The 20329-nt window shown below is 68.6% G+C and carries 24 protein-coding genes and 1 riboswitch; of the genes, 17 read left to right on the plus strand and 7 right to left on the minus strand.

Annotated features, from left to right (window positions below; all coding sequences use genetic code 11):
• Positions 1–3 precede the first annotated feature (3 nt).
• The 9 genes from NOCYR_RS01865 to NOCYR_RS01905 all read left to right on the plus strand — a co-directional run bounded on the left by NOCYR_RS01865 (position 4) and on the right by NOCYR_RS01905 (position 5249).
• Positions 4–192, plus strand: a complete 189-nt coding sequence (locus NOCYR_RS01865) for a helix-turn-helix transcriptional regulator (RefSeq protein WP_014348661.1) — start codon at positions 4–6, stop codon at positions 190–192.
• The gene (locus tag NOCYR_RS30235) at positions 192–830 is read left to right on the plus strand and encodes a hypothetical protein (protein ID WP_014348662.1); all 639 of its coding nucleotides are present in this window, start codon (positions 192–194) and stop codon (positions 828–830) included. The genes NOCYR_RS01865 and NOCYR_RS30235 overlap by 1 nt, the downstream gene beginning before the upstream one ends.
• A gap of 56 nt (positions 831–886) precedes the next feature.
• Positions 887–1711, plus strand: a complete 825-nt coding sequence (locus NOCYR_RS01875; protein ID WP_014348663.1) for a bifunctional DNA primase/polymerase — start codon at positions 887–889, stop codon at positions 1709–1711.
• Entirely contained in the window at positions 1708–2967 is a 1260-nt protein-coding gene (locus NOCYR_RS01880; protein ID WP_014348664.1) for a hypothetical protein, read from the plus strand. The genes NOCYR_RS01875 and NOCYR_RS01880 overlap by 4 nt, the downstream gene beginning before the upstream one ends.
• Positions 2968–3195: 228 nt before the next feature.
• Positions 3196–3504, plus strand: coding sequence for a WhiB family transcriptional regulator (locus NOCYR_RS01885; protein WP_014348665.1), 309 nt, complete (start codon positions 3196–3198; stop codon positions 3502–3504).
• Positions 3501–3851 carry a helix-turn-helix domain-containing protein gene (locus NOCYR_RS30105; RefSeq protein ID WP_014348666.1) on the plus strand — a complete coding sequence of 117 codons (351 nt, stop codon included), beginning with the start codon at positions 3501–3503 and terminating at the stop codon, positions 3849–3851. Before NOCYR_RS01885 ends, NOCYR_RS30105 begins: the two co-directional genes overlap by 4 nt.
• Positions 3839–4027, plus strand: a complete 189-nt coding sequence (locus NOCYR_RS01895) for a hypothetical protein (protein ID WP_048832616.1) — start codon at positions 3839–3841, stop codon at positions 4025–4027. The genes NOCYR_RS30105 and NOCYR_RS01895 overlap by 13 nt, the downstream gene beginning before the upstream one ends.
• Positions 4024–4803: a hypothetical protein gene (locus NOCYR_RS01900; protein WP_014348667.1), complete on the plus strand. Its 780-nt coding sequence runs from the start codon at positions 4024–4026 to the stop codon at positions 4801–4803. The genes NOCYR_RS01895 and NOCYR_RS01900 overlap by 4 nt, the downstream gene beginning before the upstream one ends.
• A gap of 218 nt (positions 4804–5021) precedes the next feature.
• The gene (locus NOCYR_RS01905) at positions 5022–5249 is read left to right on the plus strand and encodes a hypothetical protein (RefSeq protein ID WP_014348668.1); all 228 of its coding nucleotides are present in this window, start codon (positions 5022–5024) and stop codon (positions 5247–5249) included.
• Positions 5250–5257: 8 nt separating this feature from the next.
• Here NOCYR_RS01905 and NOCYR_RS01910 read toward each other — a convergent pair whose 3' ends face one another.
• Entirely contained in the window at positions 5258–6208 is a 951-nt protein-coding gene (locus tag NOCYR_RS01910) for a helix-turn-helix domain-containing protein (protein ID WP_148280503.1), read from the minus strand.
• A gap of 54 nt (positions 6209–6262) precedes the next feature.
• On the opposite strand from NOCYR_RS01910, the gene NOCYR_RS01915 reads away from it, so the two are divergent.
• From NOCYR_RS01915 to NOCYR_RS01930, 4 genes are all read left to right on the plus strand, one after another.
• Positions 6263–6598, plus strand: coding sequence for a hypothetical protein (locus NOCYR_RS01915; protein ID WP_014348670.1), 336 nt, complete (start codon positions 6263–6265; stop codon positions 6596–6598).
• A 1013-nt stretch (positions 6599–7611) separates the two neighbouring features.
• Positions 7612–7938, plus strand: a complete 327-nt coding sequence (locus NOCYR_RS28990; RefSeq protein ID WP_014348671.1) for a putative integron gene cassette protein (Fragment) — start codon at positions 7612–7614, stop codon at positions 7936–7938.
• A gap of 157 nt (positions 7939–8095) precedes the next feature.
• Entirely contained in the window at positions 8096–9106 is a 1011-nt protein-coding gene (locus NOCYR_RS01925) for an asparagine synthase-related protein (protein WP_014348672.1), read from the plus strand.
• A gap of 46 nt (positions 9107–9152) precedes the next feature.
• Positions 9153–9653, plus strand: coding sequence for a hypothetical protein (locus NOCYR_RS01930; RefSeq protein WP_014348673.1), 501 nt, complete (start codon positions 9153–9155; stop codon positions 9651–9653).
• Positions 9654–9717: 64 nt separating this feature from the next.
• Here NOCYR_RS01930 and NOCYR_RS01935 read toward each other — a convergent pair whose 3' ends face one another.
• Entirely contained in the window at positions 9718–9975 is a 258-nt protein-coding gene (locus NOCYR_RS01935; protein ID WP_014348674.1) for a hypothetical protein, read from the minus strand.
• A gap of 244 nt (positions 9976–10219) precedes the next feature.
• On the opposite strand from NOCYR_RS01935, the gene NOCYR_RS01940 reads away from it, so the two are divergent.
• Positions 10220–10957: a helix-turn-helix domain-containing protein gene (locus NOCYR_RS01940; protein WP_048832624.1), complete on the plus strand. Its 738-nt coding sequence runs from the start codon at positions 10220–10222 to the stop codon at positions 10955–10957.
• 31 nt (positions 10958–10988) lie between these two features.
• On the opposite strand, the gene NOCYR_RS01945 is transcribed toward NOCYR_RS01940, so the two are convergent.
• Positions 10989–11525 (minus strand): hypothetical protein, encoded by a 537-nt coding sequence (locus tag NOCYR_RS01945; RefSeq protein ID WP_148280504.1) that lies wholly within the window; start codon positions 11523–11525, stop codon positions 10989–10991.
• A gap of 107 nt (positions 11526–11632) precedes the next feature.
• Positions 11633–12112, minus strand: a complete 480-nt coding sequence (locus NOCYR_RS01950) for an ArsI/CadI family heavy metal resistance metalloenzyme (protein WP_014348677.1) — start codon at positions 12110–12112, stop codon at positions 11633–11635.
• Between the two features lie 98 nt (positions 12113–12210).
• On the opposite strand from NOCYR_RS01950, the gene NOCYR_RS01955 reads away from it, so the two are divergent.
• Positions 12211–12567: an Rv2640c family ArsR-like transcriptional regulator gene (locus NOCYR_RS01955; protein ID WP_048832628.1), complete on the plus strand. Its 357-nt coding sequence runs from the start codon at positions 12211–12213 to the stop codon at positions 12565–12567.
• A 65-nt stretch (positions 12568–12632) separates the two neighbouring features.
• On the opposite strand, the gene NOCYR_RS01960 is transcribed toward NOCYR_RS01955, so the two are convergent.
• Positions 12633–13685 carry an alpha/beta fold hydrolase gene (locus tag NOCYR_RS01960; RefSeq protein ID WP_014348679.1) on the minus strand — a complete coding sequence of 351 codons (1053 nt, stop codon included), beginning with the start codon at positions 13683–13685 and terminating at the stop codon, positions 12633–12635.
• A gap of 316 nt (positions 13686–14001) precedes the next feature.
• Here NOCYR_RS01960 and NOCYR_RS01965 point away from each other — a divergent pair, with 316 nt between their 5' ends.
• Entirely contained in the window at positions 14002–14424 is a 423-nt protein-coding gene (locus NOCYR_RS01965) for a DUF2752 domain-containing protein (protein WP_048833849.1), read from the plus strand.
• A 76-nt stretch (positions 14425–14500) separates the two neighbouring features.
• Positions 14501–14689 (plus strand): hypothetical protein, encoded by a 189-nt coding sequence (locus tag NOCYR_RS01970; RefSeq protein WP_014348681.1) that lies wholly within the window; start codon positions 14501–14503, stop codon positions 14687–14689.
• A gap of 10 nt (positions 14690–14699) precedes the next feature.
• On the opposite strand, the gene NOCYR_RS01975 is transcribed toward NOCYR_RS01970, so the two are convergent.
• Positions 14700–16049, minus strand: a complete 1350-nt coding sequence (locus NOCYR_RS01975; protein ID WP_014348682.1) for a M1 family metallopeptidase — start codon at positions 16047–16049, stop codon at positions 14700–14702.
• Positions 16046–19975, minus strand: coding sequence for a Pls/PosA family non-ribosomal peptide synthetase (locus NOCYR_RS01980; protein WP_014348683.1), 3930 nt, complete (start codon positions 19973–19975; stop codon positions 16046–16048). Before NOCYR_RS01980 ends, NOCYR_RS01975 begins: the two co-directional genes overlap by 4 nt.
• Positions 19976–20175: 200 nt before the next feature.
• Positions 20176–20289: riboswitch (SAM riboswitch) on the plus strand.
• Positions 20290–20329 lie beyond the last annotated feature (40 nt).

The raw sequence follows: 20329 nt of genomic DNA on the forward strand, positions 1-20329 counted from the left end.
GCAATGTCTCACCAGCAAGAACGACTCCACCGAATCCCGGAAGCCTGCGGCCGGCTCGGCATCGGCCGCAGCTACCTCTACGAGCTCATGGGCGCCGGCCGGATTCGGTCGGTCAAGGTCGGCCGCCGCCGCCTGGTCCCCGAAAGCGCGATCCGGGAGTTCATCGAGCAGCTTGACGCCGAGGTCGCCTGATGGTCGACGACAACAACGAGAACGGCCCGGGAGCGGTGGCCGCCGCTCACCGGGCCAATCAGAACCGCATCCAGTCACAGGAGGATTCCTTGCACCACGATAACCCGACCGCCGCGTTCCGTCCCGGCGACCGCTGGCGCGTCCGCAGCACCCGCGAGCGCGTGACCGTCAGCCGCGTGGAAATCGTCGCGTGGATCGACGGCCTGGCCGACTCGCACACGTTCGCTCCCGACGACCTCGAGCTGATCGACGAGGCTGCCGACTACGCCGCCGGGGTCGCCGCGCGCATCGCTGGCGACGTAGCCGCGTCCGGGCGCACCGACGCCGATCTTGCCGAGCGCTTGGGCATCGACCCGCATGAGTTCCGGCGACTCGTTGACGGTCGGCTCGACTGGACGGTGCCCAGAGCGATCCGGCTGGCGCACGTGCTCGGCGTGCCGTGGCAACGGTGGTTCGACGACGAGCCGCCGGTCGACCGCATCGCGCGCCGAGCCGCGGAATGGGTGCCGGTGGTGCGGACCATGCGCGAGATCCCGGACGGCGAACACCCGGTTTCCTGCGACGACTGCGGCCGTCTGGTCGCCGTCAGTCCGTATCCCGTGCCGCCCTTGACCATCCACTGCCGCGACTGCGCCTGACCAATGCGAAAGGGCGCCCCGTGTGGTGGGGCGCCCTTCGGAAAGGAGGTCACGCAGTGACCAACACGCACGTACAGCCTATCGTCCAGCGGCTTATCCAAGCCGGGCTGATCGAAGCGGCGCCCGAGGGATTGGAGTTCACCGGCGGCACGCTCGGCGCCCACGCGCTCGAGTACACCCGGGCCGGGCTCGAGGTGCTGCCGCTGCGGGCACAGCAAAAGATCCCGCTTTCCGCGCACGGTTTGAAGGACGCGACCTCCGACGCCGAGCAGGTGGTCGCGTGGTGGCGACGCTGGCCGAACGCGAACATCGGGATACGCCCACCCGCCGGTGTGGTCGTGGTCGATATCGACCCGCGCGACGGTGGCGACACCAACTTCGCCGAGCTGGTCGGCGATCGTGGCATGCCCGAGACGTGGACGGCCGTTACCGGCTCCGGTGGCCTGCATATCTGGCTGCGCCAGCCGGGGCCGCTGCGCGGGAAGCTGTGCGCCGGTGTGGATCTGAAGTCGCGCGGCGGGTATCTGGTCGTGCCGCCGTCGCTGCATCCCAATGGCGCGACCTACGAGTGGATCAACGCCGCGCCGATCGCCTACGCCCCGCGGTGGTTACGGCCGTTGCTGGCGCCGCCGGTCCGCCGTCCCGCCGCGCTGACCAACCACGGCCGCGGTGACCGTGGTTCCGGCCTGGTGCGCACCGTGGCCACCGCTGCTTCGGGCAACAGGAACTCGGTCCTGTTCTGGGCCGCGTGCACCGCGGCGGCTGAGGGGATCTTGCCCGAGATCCGCGCCGACCTTGCCGCGGCCGCCGAATCGGCCGGCCTGCACGCGATCGAGGTCGAACGGACCATTGCCAGCGCCGAAAGGAAGGCGACCCCATGACCGAACGCCCGTCGATCTACGCGAACGCGGCCGAGGTTCCACCCGATCCGATCGAGGAGTTCTGGTCAGCGCGCCCGATTCTCGACCACATCCGCACCTACGCCCGCGCCCGTCGAGCAGGCCCGTGGGCCGTACTCGGTGCCGTGCTGGCGCGTGCGATCGCGGCAACCGAGCCGAATCTGATGCTGCCCGACCTGACCGGCGTTCCGGCGTCGCTGAATCTGTTCGTGGTCCTGGTCGGAAAGTCCGGGGGTGGCAAGGGCGTCGCCGAAGGCGTGGCCCGGCACGCGGTCCAGTTCGCCGACGGGCTCGGCGCCATCGTCACAGATGAGTACCCCATCGGAAGCGGCGAAGGTCTCGCCCGCACCTACATGCCATCGGCGAAGGAGTCGGACCCGCCCCCGCCGACGCGGGCAATCCTGTCCGCGCCCGAGATAGACACCCTGGTCGCGCTCGGCGGCAGGCAGGGCAGCACGCTGATGGCCGAGTTGCGCAAGGTGTACTCCGGCGAGGCCATCGGGTTTGCCAACGCCAACCGCGCTACCCGGACGATCGTCGCGGCGCATGCGTATCGGGCCTGCCTGATCATGGGCGCCCAACCACTCCGGTCGGGGCCGCTGTTCGGCGATGCGGCGGGCGGCACACCGCAACGGTGCCTCTACCTGACCGTGTACGACCACGACGCCCCGGAGGATGCTCCGGCGACACCGGCACCCGTTGAGGTGAAGGTGAAGCGGTACACCGCCGAGCAGGTGCATATGGGATTCCCGCCCGAGGTGCGCGAGGAGTTCAACCGCTACCACTGGGCGCGTGTCCGCGAGGACGACATCGATGAACTCGACGGGCACAAGATGCTGACCCGCGCCAAGGTCGCCGCCGCCCTGGCGATCCTTGAGGAACGCCCCGAGGTGACCACGGAAGACTGGAAGCTCGCCGGAACCATCATCCGGGCATCCGACCGCACCCGCGACGAGATGGTCGCCGCCGTCGCCGAGCAGGCCCGCGAAGCCGCACGAGCGCGCGCCGAGGTGAAAGCAACCGAGGCCGCAATCCTCGAGGACCGCGCCGAGGACCGCGACCGCGACCGCATCAGGGGATCAGTACTGCGGTGCCTCGACCGCCGCGGGTCGGCCACCCGGAAAGACCTCCGCAACAACCTGCGGGCCGCCCTTCGTGACCGGCTCGACGCCGAACTCGCCGAGCTTGAATCCGAGGGGGTGATCACCCATGACGGAACGTCCTACCGACGCGCGTAGGGGTAGGACGGTAGGACAATCGGTCCTACCTGCTGACCAGGGCGAACCGGGTAGGACCGGCGTCCTACCGTCCTACCCCACCGCCGCCGACATCCTGCGCCGCCACTGGTGCACGCCCGGATGCATCGCCGCGGTGTCGGGGCCGCGCGGGTGCCGGTGCGCCTGCCGCGGCCGGTACCACGGGCAGGCCGCAACCATGTTGCTCACCAACATGACCGGGGGTGCGTCATGAGCAAGGGCAAGTGGCCGGTCGCGGTCGAGTGGTTGGCCGGCCTGTTCGACGAGCGGCTCGTCGGCGCCGCGTGCGTCGGCCGGCCGGAGCTGTTCGACGACCACCGCAGCGGCGAGAGCGATCGGCAGGCCACCGCGCGGCATGAGGTCGCGGCGCGGATCTGTCGCCTCTGCCCGGTCCTGGTGCAGTGCGATGCCGCGGCCGCGGAACTCGACGGCGCGGCGAGTGGCGTATGGGCGGGTGTGGTGCGCAATCCGGCGCTGCCGGTCGGCCGCCCGAAACGGGCGAGGAAGGCGAGCGCATGACCGACGACGAGATCCGCGCCGCGCTCTACTGCGCGTCCGAGGTGATCCGTACCCGGCAGCAGCATGCGCAGCCGGTGCCCGATTGGCTACACCGTCACCGCGCGGCACTCACAGCGGCGGTGGAGCAGTCCGTAACCGGACAGGACGCCAGCGGCGCCGGATCACACTCGGAGACAGCCGAAAACCTTATCGGTACCCGTGAAGCGGCAGCGATCCTCGGATGCTCCAAACGGCAGGCCCAACGCCTCGCGGCCGACCTCGATGGCTGGCTCGTCGGGGGCCGGTGGGTGTTCCGGCGGACCGATGTCGACCGATACAGACAGGAGGTAGGGACGTGGCCGATCTGACGATCCTGCGTGAAGCCGCCGCAGCCTACTGCGCGTCTATGACCGTGCCGGAGTGGGAAGCGTTTGCCGCGTCGGTGCGCGAACCATCCGAAATACGAGAGCCGAGCCCGGACGCGAAGAAGGAGCGAGCGGCGCGGATGCTGCGTAACGGCATGAGGCAGGGGATGGGCGTATGAACAGCGCAGCGCAGCTGTGGGAGAGCGTCGCCGCGCATCGCAGCGCGGTCGAACTGTGCAAACAGCTCGAGATCCGGAAAGTAACCCTCCCTGCAAATGTGGTCGAGGCTCGGGAGCGGCTGGACGCGCTCGCAGCCCGCAAGCCCGAGGCGCCCGCGCCCGACCTGGTGTCCACCCTGTACGCGGCAGGCGTCGGCGATGCCGAGATCAATGCCGCGGCCACCGATCGCGTCATCGCCAAGGAGAAGCTGTCGGGGTGGACCGCCGCGCACAATGTGGCCGGCCGCGGTCTGCGCAAGGCCCTGCACGCCGCGTGCGATGACCTGACCGAACAGCTCGCCGCCCTTGCCGAGCCGCTGATCGACGACCTGCACGCCGTCGCCGAGGCAGGGCAGGGTCAGGGCGACCTATCGGCGCTGGTGCTCGACGGCCGCCACGAGGAGGCCGAGCGCATCGCTCGCCTCGACCGCAGCGCGCTGGAACTGAAAGCCCTGTACGACCTGCGGCTCAAGCTCACCCCGCCCGGCTGCGGGTACGCCGTCGGCGTCATCGACTGCGGCATCTGGCGCGATCCGCGGCCGGTCCGCAACGGGCTGGGAGAGCATCGGCCCGAAGGGCTGGCCGAGTTCTACCTCGCCGGTATCCGAGCCGGTGGGCAACTGTGGTTCCCGCACCACCAGGAAGCGGCCGACATGGCGACCGCCATCTACAAGGCCGAGGAAGAGAAGAAGCCCAAGCGGCAGGAGGTCAGCCGCGGCGGCGTGGCCTTCACCTAACCCAACAGGCTCCGGTGCCCGGCTTCCTCTCCGTAGCTCGGGGCACCGGACAGGCAAGCCCGGCGCCGATCTCCGGCGCGCGTGAAATATCCGGCGCCGGGCCTGTCTGATCGACCCCGAGGGGTGGGGGAGGCCCCCTTAGGCTGAGCCGCCCCTCGGCTGGCTTAGGCAACACCCCCCACTTTGGAAAAAACGGTTTGGAACGGAAGTAGGGCGATATGGCCACGATCCGCGATGCCGCGCAGGGCTCCGAACTCGACCTACTGTGCGCGCTGCGCGACAAGATCGCCGCCGACCTCGACGACGGCGTGCCGCCCCATGCGGTCGCGCGTCTGGTCGGCGAACTGCGCAGCATCGACCAGCGCATCCGCGAACTCGGCACCCTCGACCAGGGCAGCGTGATCGCCGAGACCCCCGACGAAGCATGGGACGGAACCGGGTATTGACCAGGCCGTCACGGTGACGTTTCCGCCCCGGCCTGCCGCATCATGTCCAGCGACCAGGACGTGCCGCGGTGCCCCTCCGGCAGGCCCGCGTATCCCTGTTCGGCCGTCCGCACCGCGTCGGCACCCCGCCCCATCGCCGCCAGCACGACCGCACCTTGCAGCGCGAAGAACGGGCGGGTGTACCAGTAGCCGAAGCTCGGCAACGCGATCCCGTCGGCGGCATCGGCGGCCCGGTCGGCCCGATGCAGCGCCCGCGCCGCTGCCTGGTGCTCGCCTTGCAGCGCCAGCAGCTCGGCGCGCTGGTATCGGTCATAGACGCCCAGGATCGGATGCGCGCCCGTGACCGCGATCGCCGCCTCGGTGAGGTCGACAGCGAGCCGGAAGTCGCCGCGGTGCCGCGCGGTGTAGGCGCGGAAGCTGTGCGCGTGCGCCAGCTGATCGCGGTTGCCTGCCTGCTCGGCGAGCCGGGCCGCATCACCGAGCACCCGGTCGGCAAGGTGCGGCCGGTCGGTCGCATGCTCCAACCACCCGCGATATCGGGCCACTTCCGACGCCAGACTCGCCCCGGCGCCGTGGTGGCCGGCCACTGCCCGCGCCGCGCCGTCCATCCCGCGGACGAGTTGCACCACCAGGGCCGGGCCGACCACATCCTCGAGGTGCCGGGTCCGGTCCAGGATCACCGCGATATCGTCCAGGCTCCCCGCACCCGCCCCGGCTGGATCTCGCACCGTGGCCTGTAGCCGTTCCACGTCCACGCCCTCGAGGCCGAGCACCGGATCGGCGAGCACCGACCGATACGCCTCGACCACCGCGGCCGTCACCGGCTTGCACCCGGTCTCGACCAGCGACAGATACCCCGGCGTGAACGCCGTCCGCGCCGCCATCGCCCGCAACCCGATACCGGCGACCGTGCGCAGCTCGCGCAACAGCCCACCCGTCACCGCCCCATCGGTAAACACAGGTAAACGGTAGAGCCCTGCCGTATTCCCTGCTGCCCGAACACGATTACCAGCATGCGAAACGACCCGACAGCGCTCGGCTACCTGCGCCGCGACATCTCCGGCGCCCGCCAATCGTGGGATGAGATCCGGTTACGCAGCCTCGCCAAGCGGTACGGGTACAACCTGCGCAAAACGATCGTGTTCGGGCCGTCGGTGGCCGAACCGCTCGAGCGGCTGGTCGCCGTCGCGTCCGGCCTCACCGTCGACGCCGTGATCGTGCCGAACGTCGACCACTTCGGCGGCGAAGTGCCGGCCGAATTGGTGCGCATCAGCGACGTGATCACCGTCGACGACGAGCGCACGTTCGCGCGCTGGTCGACCGGGCAACTGCCCGGCGGGGTGGGGTAGATCCGAGCTACCCCACCGCTGGGTTGATTCCGAATCATCGCGAGGGGTATCAGTCGGATTGACGCCCTCGACCCAGTGCGGGGGTGTCGGTCTGGCCGACGCCCTCCATCGGTGATCCCGCTGGGTACTCACATCCGAGCACCCCACCACCGATCCATGGCAAGGGTGTGCGAGATTCGCAGCCCGTCGGGAACCGTGCTGCGGAGCAAGGGGGGACCGTCTGGTGGACACCCTTGCCGAGCCGGAATCCCTTACTTTCCCCGTACAAACGCCGCCGAATACTGCCGGATTTGAGCGGACAACGGTCCAGCCGGCGACCGTCTGAATCCGTTGCAGCGCAACACATTTACGGACGCGTTCGGACGTTGGCGAACAGTCGAAAATCGGCCCGAATGTAAGAAAAGGTCAGGGGTTCGATTCCCCTAGGCGGCTCCAGGTCAGAGGGTATTTCCGCTCTCCGCGAGGCGGTTCCGGGCAGGCCAACTTGCCAAGAACTTGCCAACGTGCGGGGAGCGGTTCCATTTACAGCCGAAGAGAGCGGCCCGCCGCCGCCTTCAGCTGTTCGGCGTGGGTGTCGGAGTAGACCGACAGCGACATGGCTGGATCGTGGCGTGCCGGCCCGCGACGATGTGCATCGGGATACCGAGCGCCGGCATCAACGACACCGACGTGTTCCGAAGGTGCTTCAGCGGTAGAGTCCGGCCGACTGGTCCCATCGAACTACTGGCGCGTGTCCGAAGTGGTCTCGGGATAGAGGGCCGGGACACACCGGATGCGGCCATGGTGCGCGAAGCGTTCCGCGACACCTACCGGTTGGCTTAGTGGTCAACGGCGCCTGTCAGCGGCCACTGAAGTTCCCCGGCGTGTGCCAGTTGCGGTCATCTGGCACACGGCCGACACCTTGCCCGTGCGTGCGCTCATGCGGAGTTGAGCGCGTAGCCAATTCTGGTGTCGAATCCGGTGGCACCCAGCCTGCGATGGCACCTTGAAACAAGGTCTGACAGGCTGCCCTGATGACGCATGAAGTCCTTCGTGGTGTGGCGTGGCCATATCCAGACGGTCAATTCCCGCAGCATTTGGGGATCGTGGTCCACCGGACAGTGCTGGAGGGGGAAGAGCCTGCCCGGCTCGTTACCCACTGGGACGACGGCGATTGGACCATGGCCGACGGCGTGAACGATCCGAACGGAAACGCCGCGCTGGTATGTGTGGAGCACATGGTGGCGATGGATGACACCCTTGCGCCTTTGGCGACGATGCCGCCTGGCACCCAGGCATGGCGATGGAAATCGAGTGATCCTTGGACCATCGAGCCTCACGAAATCGAAGCGCAAGCCTAGTGCGGATGTCCGCTGTTGGCCGCACCAACCGATGGTGGGTTTCCGCTGGTCCCGCCGTCCCAGCGTGCCAAGAGCTTGCCAGGACGTACGCGAACACAGTGGACCGGTTGTCACTGCCTGTCACGTCGCCGTCTGCCGTACAACTGGAACGGTGGACATGAGCAACGCTACCGAGCAGGCCGCGCAGACTGCCGAACCGCTGCAATACGTTTCAGACCTCATCGACTCCATCGCGGACCCGAATCCCGAGGCGCGCACGATCACCGATCCGGCCGAAGCCGCCGGGCTGATCGCTGACGAGACCCGGTCGCGGATCGGCGCGGTCCTCGAACGGTTCGGTGGTACCCCGGCGGTGCTGCTGAGCGGTGGGGTCGACTCGATCTACGTGGCGGCTGTGGCTGTCGCGCTGGGCGGCGAACCGGTGGCGGTCACCGTCGTCACCGAGGGTGGGCACGAGGAAACGAACGCGGCGGTGGCCGCGGCGGCGCTCGGACTGCGCCATGACGTCATCCAGCTCGGCGCGGATGACGTCGTCCGGTTCGCCCGCGAGGTGATGGGCCGGCTCGGCACCTCGGAACTGTGGGAGGTGACGGCGGGGATTCCACTCCTCGCGGCCCGCCGAACCTTCGACACGATTCCGGGCCTCGGCGCGATCCTGGGCGGCAGCGGCGCCGACGCCATCTTCGGCGGCGGCCGGAAACTCACCCTCCCGCCCGCCGCACCCGAAGCGCGCATCGAGCTCGATCAGCTGATCAGGGCCGAATCCGCTGCGAACTTCCGCTACCAACGCCTCGTCCCGCACTTCTACCCAGCCTTGCTGGACGAATACGCCGACCGCCTGATTCACGTCTACCAAACTGTCCGCTGGTGGCAGCTAGCCGAAACCTTCGCCCCACCCGCCCTCTTCGGCACCCACGACGGCCGCCCGTTCGACAAGCTCGCCCTACGCCTTGCCTGCGACGCTGCCCTGCCCGCGGATTCGAAACACCTGGCCTGGTCCGCGAAATCACCCATCCAGCGCTCTTCCGGATTGATGGGCGCGCTCGCAGCGGCCGCCAGGACCTACGCCGCCGACCTCCCCGGCGCCCGAACCTACTCCGACCCGATGACCGAAGACGCCGAAGCCGTCGCCACGCGGCTGTATTCGGCGGCCATCGAGAAGGGATAGCGGACGTTCAACCGTTGCACCGCCCTCCCTGTGCGACTCTCGATGTATGCGAAGCGACCGGAAATGGGCCATCGGCATGGCGGTTGCCCCTATCGCCCTGACTGCCGTGTCGATCCTCTCGACCTTTCTTCTCGGTGAGCTGGTCAACAGCTCCATGGCCGCAGACATCGCCGGCTACTGGATGTTCGTCATGTTCTTCCTCGGCCCGTTGTTCATTCCCGGCATCGTCATCACCCTCATCGGCGCGGCAATCCTCGGTCGCCGAGCCGGAGCTGTGCTGACTCTGCTCGGGCTGTTGCTGAACGCGCTGGTCGCAATCCTGCTCGGATACGCAGGCATCGAGGACGCCCTCACACCCAGATACCCGTACGAGCCCAGCTGGACAGCGGACCTCACTCTTACCGGGGCAACCATCTACGCCATCCCTTTCCTGCTCCTGGCAGTGGGCAGCGCCTACGCCATGTGGATCGTCTGGACCGAGTTCGCCGGCAGAGCCGCGACCGCCTCAGCGCGCCGATACTCGTCTGAGACGAGCAAGCCGAGGTAGATACCGCCGAGGCCGCGCCACTGGTAGCGCATCCGGCGGCTGCTGGCCAGCGAGGCGACACTGCTCAACGCCACCCGCTCTCATCCGCAGCGGCCGACCAGCGGTGCCCGCGACGGTAGAACCTCACCGGCGTGATCAGGGCGGCGTGTTCGGTGATGATCAGGCGGTACGGCTCGGCGTGCTCGAAGGTCGGGACGACCACAGCTGTGGCCCGGTGATCGCCCAGATGTTGCGCGAGTGCCATCGCCGCCAGCAGCGGCCGGAGATCGAGCCCGACCGTGAAAACCAGCCGATACCCGTGCCGTTCGGCGAGTGCATTCAAATCGGCCCCGTCCCCGCCGGGTGCTCCGCGCCTCACCAATCCGATTGCCCTCGGCATGCAGTCCATTCCCAACCGCCCCTCTGTTGTGTAGTGGCTCGCTCCCGCCGCCGGGGATTGGTCACCCGGCGGCGGGGCGTGCTGTCGACACTGCTCGCTCGGCGATGTCCGGACGACGACGTGGCGGGCGTCTTCTGGTCGGCAAATAGGGCGACATTTCGGCGTCATTCGAGCTACCGTGGCAGCCATGCGAACGACACCGAACACCGCGCTGCGGGCCGCTCGTACCGCCCGTTTGATGAGTCAAGACGATTTGGCGCGGGCGCTGCGTGAGGCCGGATGCGTCAGTGCCACCAAGCGGCTGGTGCAGCGGTGGGAGTCCGGGGCGACGGCCTACCCGCGGCCGAGTCACGCTCAGGCGCTCGAACGGGTGATGAAGTTGCCGATCGAGTCACTTGGGTTCGGGGCGGTGCGGGCGGGGCGCGGAATCGGCGGCCTCAACGACAACAGCCGCGATGTCGAATCGCCGGTCGGCACATTCGACAGCGCCCCCGCTGCGGCGGCTCGGGTGAACGGCGATCATTCGGGAGTGTGGCTGAGCCGGTACGAGTACTACTCGACCGGGCGCGACGCAACGTTCACCGTCGCCCACTACGCCGTGGTCTTGCATCACGACACCCAGATCACCGTGCGCAGTCTGCCCGGATCCTCGCCCTCGGTCACCGAAATGGATCTGACGGTGGACGGAAACATCGCGACCGGCACCTGGTCCGAACGCACCGCCGTCGACGGGTACTACCGTGGCGCCCGCTATCACGGTGCGGTGCATCTGCTCATCGACCCGACCGGCAACCGGATGGCGGGTAAATGGATCGGTTTCGGGAAGGACTTCGAAATCAACTCAGGGCCATGGGAGTTGGTGCTCCAGGAGTCGAATACCAGCAAGTCGACTCTGGACGCGTATCAGAGACCCGTGGAGCTGTAGTGTGGGTGTTTACCCCGCGAATCCACGTCGGCTACCGCGCCGCGACGCCGTTACTCCATTCGCCTGAGCGTTCGACATACTCGGTACGTTTGGCAAGCATCCTGTCGTGCAACTCGTTGCAGGTCGTGTTCAAAGCCTCGCGGCGCGTTGTCCGCACGCCGGCGGCCCACCAAGCGTCGATGTGGTTCGAGTAGTCGCACATAGCCTCGTATAGCTGCTTCAGTGGTTCGCGCAGTTCTGCGGGACCCGCTAACTCGGGGCCGCCGTGGCCCTCGGTGAACTTGGTCCATGTGTCGAGGTACTCGATGTGCAACCGTGTCAGCGTATCCTCGTTGTCACGTCCGTACAGCGCGTTGACGAGTGCCCGCGCGGCTTCATCAAACCGGTCGAGCCGCACCACGTGATGGCGATGTTCTGCGTACTGGCGATCGCGAAGGTGATGATCTCTCGCGGCGATCGCAAGTTCCTTCTGGTTTCGCGTGGTGACGAGTGTGACGAGAAGTGTTCCGCCCCCGCCGATCAGCGCGCCCGCAAGAGTGAACAACCCTGTTGTGACTTCAGATGGCATGTTGCACAAGGTAACTGATGTTCGAGACAGTCGCTGGAAATTCTGGTGTCCAGACTGCGGGCGCACTGATCACACGGCTGCTCGGTCCGTGCTGGCGAGGCGTGGGGTCACGGCGTCGCGCGTGCGGCGGGTGTGCAGCAGGCGGCGTCGGCTTCGGCGGCGGCTGTGCCGCAACAACGGGCCTCGTCGTCGGTGAGCGATTCCGGTGCCTTGCCGAAGGTTTCGCTGTCGGCGAGGACGGTGTACACCTCCCAGCGCTCCTGGTCGGGGGCGGTGACCCAGACCTTGTCCTGGGTGGCGAAGCAGCAGGTGGTGTTCATTTCTTCCTCGGTGAACAGGCCGGCCTCGGCGAGGCGGGTGATTTCGGTGTGGACGGTGTCGGTGGACTGCACCTCGACGCCGAGATGGTTGACCGAACCGCCGTGGCCTGGATTTTCGATGAGGACGAGCTTCAACGGGGGTTCGGCGACCGCGAAGTTGGCGTAGCCGGGCTTGCGCTTGGCCGGTTCGGTGCCGAACAGGGTCGAATAGAACTGCACCGAGGCCTCGAGGTCGTCGACGTTGAGGGCGAGTTGGATGCGGGACATGGCTGAACCTCCACCTGTGAGACATATATCGAAGAGCTGACACGCATCAGCCTGCTCACCTTTTCGACATATGTCAATACCCGGCGTAGGGTGGGTTCGTGCCGAAAACTTTGCCTCTGGTGGATATGTCGGCGCCGGTGTGCTGTGCGCCGGTGGCCGCCGGGCCTGTCGACGATGCGGCCGCGCTGGAAGTGGCGCTGCGACTGAAGGCGCTCGCGGACCCGGCGCGGGTCAAACTGATGTCACTGCTGCTGACGACCGACGACGGCGCGGAGAGTACCGGCGCGCTGGCCCGCACGCTCGGGCTGGCCGAATCGACCGTCAGTCATCACCTCGGCCAGCTGCGCAAGGCCGGGTTGGTCAGCTCGGGTCGGCGCGGGATGAGCGTGTTCCATCAGGCCCGCCGCGATGCGCTGGCGGCGCTGTGCGTGGTGCTCGATCCGAACTGCTGCTGAACCGCGCGTGAGACCAGAGCTCACCGAGACCGGGCACCGTTGACCGGATCTCGGTGAACCTCCGCTCAGCCCGCGGCTGCCGCGCGCAGGCCGGTGCGGCGGATGACCCGAGCCAGTTCCGCGTTGAACCGGTCGGCCGCTTCGATATTGGTGAGGTGCCCGGTGGGCCAGACGTGGTAGTCGGCGAGGTGGCCGGCACGGTCGAGATGGTCGGCGATGATGCGGGACATGCGTTCGGGCAGCAGATGATCGTGGCTGCCCGCGATGACCGTGGTCGGGACGGTGAGTTTGGTTGCGGCGTCGCCGAGTTCGAGGTCGGCGAGCGCGGCGGCGTGGCGGCCGCGGGCCAGCGGACGGCAGGACCGGACGATGCCGAGCGCGAAGTCCACCTGGTCGGCGGTGGCGGTGGGCGACATGATCCGCGCCTTGAGCACGGCGCGGGCCGCCCATCCGCCGGGGAACGGGACCGGTGCGGTGAGCAGCGTCTCCGCGAAGACGATCGGCATTCGTACGCCCGCGCCGAAGACGGTGATGGGGCGCTCGGCGACGGTCAGCGGCTTGTTCAGCAGCGGCAGCAGGTCGGTGTCGTAGCGGATATTGCCGGAGGTGGTGTTCACCAGCACGGCGGCCCGCGCGCGGCGAGCGACCTGGTCGGGATGGCGGGCGGCCCAGGCCTGCAGGGTGATGCCGCCCATGCTGTGGCCGACCAGCACCGCGCGCTGACCGGGACGCAGCGTGGCGTCGAGAACGGCGGCGAGATCGTCGGCCATGGTGTCGGCGCTGGGGAACAGCGTGCCGGCCTGGCTTTCGCCGTGACCGCGCTGGTCGTAGCTGATCACCCGGTGGGTGTCGGCAAAGGCGTTGATCTGCGGATTCCAGTACTCGATGCTGCAACTCCAGCCGTGCACCAGCACGATCGGGTCGCCGTCGGCGGGACCGTAGGCGTGCACCCGCAAGCGGGCGCCGTCGACAGTGGTGACGGGGATGACCTCGTGGGGTGCGGTGGGCGCGTTCAGCGACGCCGTCTCGAACGTGCGCGACCGCAGTCCGGCGCGAAAGGGGGCGGTCAGGGCGCCGTGGCGGACCTGCGCCAGCGTCTTCATCGACTTCACCAGCATCAGAGCACTCCTTTGTGTCTACCGTCACGGTAAATGCAAGCTGGGGTGCTTGCAAGTGCAAGCGCCGCTTACCGGAAACTCTGACCGCGACGGTCCGCTACACCGGGTGTCGGTCCGGTGCGTAATGCCGTTACCGGGAAAATGCCCGAAATGGGGCCGAAGTATGCCTGCTGTTTGCTGATGTGTGCGTGTCGTTACCGACCGTTGATGTCGGTGCCGGCTGCGATTCGCCCAGCCGGAGTGAGCCGGTGTCGATGGCGGCATCGCGGCGCGCCCCGCTACGGTGAGATTCGTGGACATCACGCAGTCGGAACCGATGGCGCAGCAGCCGCCGCAGGCCGGGTGGCGGGCGTTGGCGTTGCCTGCGGCGGTGGCAGGGGCCGGGGTGGTCGCGGTCGCGGCGGTGCATCTGCGAGATCCGCATGTGGAGGGGTCCTGGGGGATCTGCCCGGTGTACGCGTTGCTGGGGGTGTATTGCCCGGGATGCGGTGGTATGCGGGCAGTACACAACCTCACCGACGGGCAGGTGCTCGATTCGCTGCACAGCAACCTGATCGCGTTGCCGCTGCTGGTGTTGTTCGCGCTGTGGGTCGGCGATTGGGCGATCCGGGCGTGGCGCGGGAAGCCGATGCGGCACTTCGGCATCAATGCCCTCACCATGTGGTCGATCTTCGGCTTCCTCGCGGTGTTCACGGTGTTGCGCAATACGCCGTGGGGTAGCTGGTTGACGCCGGTCTGAGCAGCCCGAACGCCCCCGCTCCCCGGCGAAACGGGGCAAGCTGGAAATAGGGCACCGGCCGGAAAGGACACAGCGCATGATCGACTCACTCAAGGCGCGGGTACGTGCCAAGCTGCTGCGTCAGCTCACCGAGGACGGACCCACCGACTCCGAGCAGGACGATCCCCGGCTGATCTCGGTGGAGAACGATCTCGATGCCCTCGACAGCGTCGCCGAGGACGACCCGCTGATCGAGGAACTCGCCAGCCGCTACCTGGTCTTCTGAACCACAACCGTCAGGCGCCGGTCGAGATCCCACCCGACGGCGGCAGCTGCGGCAACGGCGCGGCCAGCAGCCAGCTGTCCCACAGTGCACGCAACGGCAAGAGGCTGTAGTGCCCGGCCAGATCGGTGAACTCCTCGGTGGTCACCGACGAGTGGCGATAGCGGCGGGTCCATTCGCGCAGCATGTCGAAGAACGCGCTGTCGCCGAGCTCGAGCCGCAATGAATGCAGGCACAGCGCGCCACGTTTGTAGACGCGGTCGTCGAACATCCCGGCCGGCCCCGGATCACCGACGACGATGTCCTGCGGCTCCCGGGCCAGATTGTGCCGCGCGGCCCTGGCCATCTGGTCGGCGGTCGGCCCGCCGGAGGCCTCGGACCAGATCCATTCCGCGTAGCAGGCGAAGCCCTCGTGCAGCCAGATATCGCGCCACTGCCGGATGGTCAGGCTGTTGCCGAACCACTGATGGGCCAGTTCGTGGGCGACGAGGCGTTCGGCGCCGCGGCGGCCGTCGCAGTGGTTGGCGCCGAAGATCGAGATGCCCTGCGCCTCGATCGGGATCTCCAGCTCGTCATCGGTGACGACCACCGTGTACGCCTCGAACGGGTACGGTCCGAATTTGTCGATGAACACCGCGAGCATCTGCGGCTGCCGGGCGAAATCGTGGTCGAAGTTCGCGCGCAGCCGGACAGGAACCAGGGCATGCATGGGAACCGGCCCGCGCGCCGGGGCGATCCGATGTTTGCGGTACTGCCCGATCTGGATCGTCGCCAGATAACTCGACATCGGTTCGGACTGCTCGTAGACCCAGGTGGTCTGGCTGGCCTTGGTCTGTTTGCGCAGCAGTGTGCCGTTGGCGAGGGCGTAGTAGGGCGTGTCGGTGGTGATCGAAATGCGGTAGCTGGCTTTGGAACTCGGGTGATCGTCGCAGGGGAACCAGGATGCGGCGCCGTTGGGCTGGCTGGCGACCAGCGCGCCGTCGGTGAGTTCCTCCCAGCCCACCTCACCCCACGGGCCGCGCACCGGGCGCGGGGTGCCGGCGTACTGCACGGTGATCGCGAGCAGCCCACCGGCCGGGATCCGCTGCTGCGGGGTGATCACGAGTTTGCCGCGCTGATGGCTGTATTTCGCCACCTTGGCGCCGTTGACCAGCACCTTCGACACGGTCAGCGTCTGCGATAGGTCGAGCGCGAAGCGCGGGCGCACCTCGGTCGTGACGGCGGTGATGTCGGCGCGGGCGGCGAGCCGGTTGCTGGCGACCTTGTAGGTGAGGTCGAGTTCGTACCGTGAGACGCGGTAGCCCCGGTTTCCGTTCTGCGGCAGGTACTCGTCGATGGGGGCGTCGTAGAACTTGCCGCTCATCGGCCGGCGGCTCCGGGGTCGGAGGCCGCGGCCCAGGGCGCGATGGGATTGCCCCACCAGCGCGTCGACGGCGGCACGGTGTCACCGCGCATCACCAGCGAGGCCGGTCCGATGGTGGCGCCCGCGCCGATGGTGGCGGCGGGCAGCGCGACGCAGTGCGGGCCGAGGGTGGCGCCCGGCTCCAGGGTGACGGTGTCCATGGACATGATCCGATCGTGGAACAGATGGGTCTGCACCACACAACCGCGTTCCACCGTCGCGCCGTCGCCGAGGGTCACCAAATCCGCCTCCGGTAGCCAATAGGACTCGCACCACACACCGCGACCGATACGGGCACCGAGACCACGCAGCCACAGATTCAGAACGGGAGTACCCGTCGCGGCGCGCGCGAACCATGGTGCGGCAACCGTTTCGACGAAGCTGTCGGAGACCTCGTTGCGCCAGACGAACGAACTCCACAGCGGATGCTCCTCCGCGCCGATCCGGCCGATCAGCAGCCATTTGGCGGTGATCGCGCTCGCACAGGCCAGCGCGCCGGCGACCATCAGCACCACACCGGACAGCAGTGCGGCGCCCGGATAGCCGATGGTCTGCGCCAGCCAGGCCAGGGTGAACAGCACGCCGAGCCCGATCGCGAAGGTCACCAGCACCGGCAGTAACCGGCAGGTCTCCACCACGCCACGGAAGACCCGCAGCCGCAGCGGCGGATCGAAAGTGCGCTCGGTATCGGCGTTCTCGGCGGCGCGGCGCAGCCGCACGGGCGGGCTGCCCAGCCACGACGAGCCCGCCTTGGCCTTGCTCGGGGCCGCCGAGAGGACCGCGACCAGCCCGTTCTTCGGCACCCGGCGGCCCGGCGCGGTCATCCCGGAATTGCCGAGGAAGGCGCGTTTGCCGACCTTCGCCTCGCCGATGCGCAGCCAGCCGCCGCCGAGTTCGTAACTGGCGATCATGGTGTCGTCGGCCAGGAACGCGCCGTCGGCGACGGTGGTGAACTTCGGCAGCAGCAGCACCGTCGACGCCTCCACCCGCTTGCCGATCTTGGCGCCGAGCAGCCGCAACCAGATCGGGGTGAGCAGGCTGGCGTAGAGCGGGAACAGGAAGTTGCGCGCGCCGTCGAGCAAGCGTTCGGTGGCCCACACCTGCCAGCCGACACGGCTGCGGACCGGGTGGTAGCCCTCGGTGAGGCCGAGGCTGAGCACCCGCACCGCGAGCACCGTGGCCACCGCGTAGACGAGCAGGCTCAGCAGGGTGGCCACCGGCAGCATCAGCAGCCCGCGGCCGAGCGCACCGGCGATGGTGGTGGTGTCGCGGACCCACCAGACGATCAGGGCGCCACCGGCCGCCAAGCCGAGGATCGGCATCGCGGCCAGCCCCATCGAGCTGATCGCGAAGGCCAGCACCCAGTGCACCGCCCGCTTCGGAGTGTCGGCGGGCCAGCGATGGCGCGCCTTACCGACCTTCACCGCGGGCGAGCCGGCCCATTCCTGATCCGGCTTGACCTTCCCGGCCACCGCCGAACCGGGGGCGATCTCGGCGTCGCGGCCGATCTTGGTGCCGGGCAGCAGGATCGAGCGGGCGCCGATCACCGCGCCGCGACCGATCACGATGGGCCCGATGTGGACCACGTCGCCGTCGATCCAGTAGCCGGACAGGTCCACTTCGGGTTCCACGCTGCATCCGTCACCGAGTTCGAGCATGCCCGTCACCGGCGGCAGGGTGTGCAGGTCGACGCCCTTGCCGATCTTCGCGCCCAGCGCCCGCGCGAACGGCACCATCCACGGTGCGCCGGACAGGTTCTCGGCGCCACTGGCCTCCGACAACCGCACCGCCGCCCACAACCGCAGATGCACCGAACCGCCGCGCGGATAACTGCCGGGTTCCACACCGCGCAACAGCAGCCGGGCCCCGGCGACGCAGATGCTCATCCGGCCCAGCGGGGTGATGAAGACGACGAACAGCAGCAGCGTCCACCACCACGACAGCTGTGGCAGCCAGGGCAGCGCGCCGGCCCAGCCGGCGAGATTGCCCGCGATGGCCAGCCAGGTCAGCCATTGCAGGCCGGTCAGCGTGGTCAGCGGGATGGTGGCGAGCACCTGGGCGCATTGCGCGGACCGCGGCGTCGGGCGGACGGTTCGTTCGGCGACGGCGGCCGCGGGCGCGGTCTCGTCGAGCAGTTCGGCCAGCGCGCCCAGGCGGGGGTGGTCGTACAGGTCGGCGACGGCGATGCGCGGATACCGTTCGCGCAGCGCGGTGACCAGCTGGGCCGCCGACAGCGAGCCGCCGCCCAGGTCGAAGAAATCGGCGTCGGCGCCGGTGATCTCGGCGCCCAGGATCGAACTCCACAGCTCGGCCACCCACGCTGCCGTACCGGTGAGCCCGTGGTCGACGGTTTCGTCGCTGCCGGCCAGCGGCCAGGGCAGGGCGTCGCGGTCGACCTTGCCGGAGGTCCGGGTGGGCAGTCCGGGCACCACCACCAGGCGGGGGACCAGCGGCGCGGGCAGCTGTTCGGCGAGCTGCGCGCGGGCGGCCTTGAGGTCGTAGTCGGGCGGGGTGCCGGTGAGGTAGCCGACCAGGATCTGATTGCCCGCAGCGGTGGTGCGCACGGCGGCGGCCGCACCGCTCACCCCAGGCAGGTGTTGCAGGGCATTGTCGAGTTCGCCGAGTTCGATGCGGCGCCCGCCCACCTTGACCTGATCGTCGGCACGGCCGATGAAGACCAGTCCGGCCCGGTCGTTGCGCACCAGATCGCCACTGCGATAGGCGCGTTCCCAGCCGAGTGCTGCCAGCGGTGCGTACTTTTCGGCGTCCTTGGCCGGATCGAGGTAGCGGGCCAGGCCGACGCCGCCGATCACCAGTTCGCCGGATTCGCCCTCGCCCACCGGATTTCCGGCGGCATCGACCACGGCCAGATCCCAGCCGTCCAGCGGCAGGCCGATGCGCACCGGCCAGTTCCCGTCCAGCAGCGCCGCGCAGGCGACGACCGTGGTTTCGGTGGGGCCGTAGGTGTTCCACACCTCGCGTTCGGATTCCGGGTCGCCCGCCAGCCGTTCGGCCAGTTCCGGTGGTACGGCCTCGCCGCCGAAGATGAGCAGCCGCACCGGTTCCAGCGCCTCGGCCGGCCAGGTGGCGGCGAGCGTGGGCACCGTGGAGACGACGGTGATCTCGTGCCGCACCAGCCACGGCCCGAGGTCCGCGCCGGTGCGCACCAGCGCGCGCGGCGCCGGCACCAGGCAGCCGCCGTGCCGCCAGGCCAGCCACATCTCCTCGCAGGAGGCGTCGAAGGCGACCGACAATCCGGCCAGCACTCGGTCGCCGGGGCCGATCGGGGCGCCCTGGAGGAACAGCCGGGCCTCGGCGTCGACCAGGGCGGCGGCGTTGCGATGGGTGACCGCAACGCCTTTCGGGGTGCCGGTGGAACCGGAGGTGAAGATGATCCAGGCGTCGTCGGCGGGGGTGGGGAGCTGCGGTCCGCCGGGTTGCCCGTCGGTTGCCGGGCGGGCGTGTTCGGTGGCTGCGATCCCGTCGGCCGTCACGATGGCGGTGACGCGGGCCTCGCCGAACACCAGGCGGGCGCGTTCATCGGGGTCGTCGGCGTCGACCGGCACATAAGCCGCGCCCGCGTGCAGGACCGCGAGAATCGTGACGTAGAGCTCACGGGTGCCCGACGGCATCCGCACGCCGACCCGGTCGCCGCGTCGCACACCGGCCGCGCCGAGGCGTTCGACGGTCGCGTCGATCTCGGCCAGTAGTTCGGTGTAGGTGAGGGCGGTGTCGCCGTCGTCGATGGCGGGAGCGTCCGGGTGGGCGCGGGCGCTCTCTGCGAGGATGTCGACCAGCGTTCGCGCAGGTGGGGCGAGGGATGACCGTAGCAGCGGATCGAGCTCCGGGACCGAACCATCGGTGTCGATCTGCGGCTGGAGCATCACGTCCGGCCCACCTTCCTCAGCACTGTCCGGCAGTAGCCCTGTTCGGCGGTACGGCCTCACCAACTAATTCTCGAAGACGGTTGTTTCATACGAGGGTTACCAGTGGGCAAACGGAAAATGCCCCGGTGACCAGTAGTCAACGGTACCCGCAGGGCACGACGGGTTGACAGCGGCGCGGCCGGTCTGTCAATCTCGCCACAGGTCATGAGTGCCAGCGTCAAGCCCCGGCTTGCTGGCCGGCAACCCTCCTCCGCGGTGGGGTGCTCCGGGTGACGACCGGGCCGCCGCCCGACCGGGCGCGGCAAGCGCGGACTCGACGAATCTCTTGCCTTTCGCGAGTCCCTCAGCCGATGG

The sequence above is a fragment of the Nocardia cyriacigeorgica GUH-2 genome (genome assembly GCF_000284035.1).
GTDB classification, from domain to species: domain Bacteria; phylum Actinomycetota; class Actinomycetes; order Mycobacteriales; family Mycobacteriaceae; genus Nocardia; species Nocardia cyriacigeorgica_B.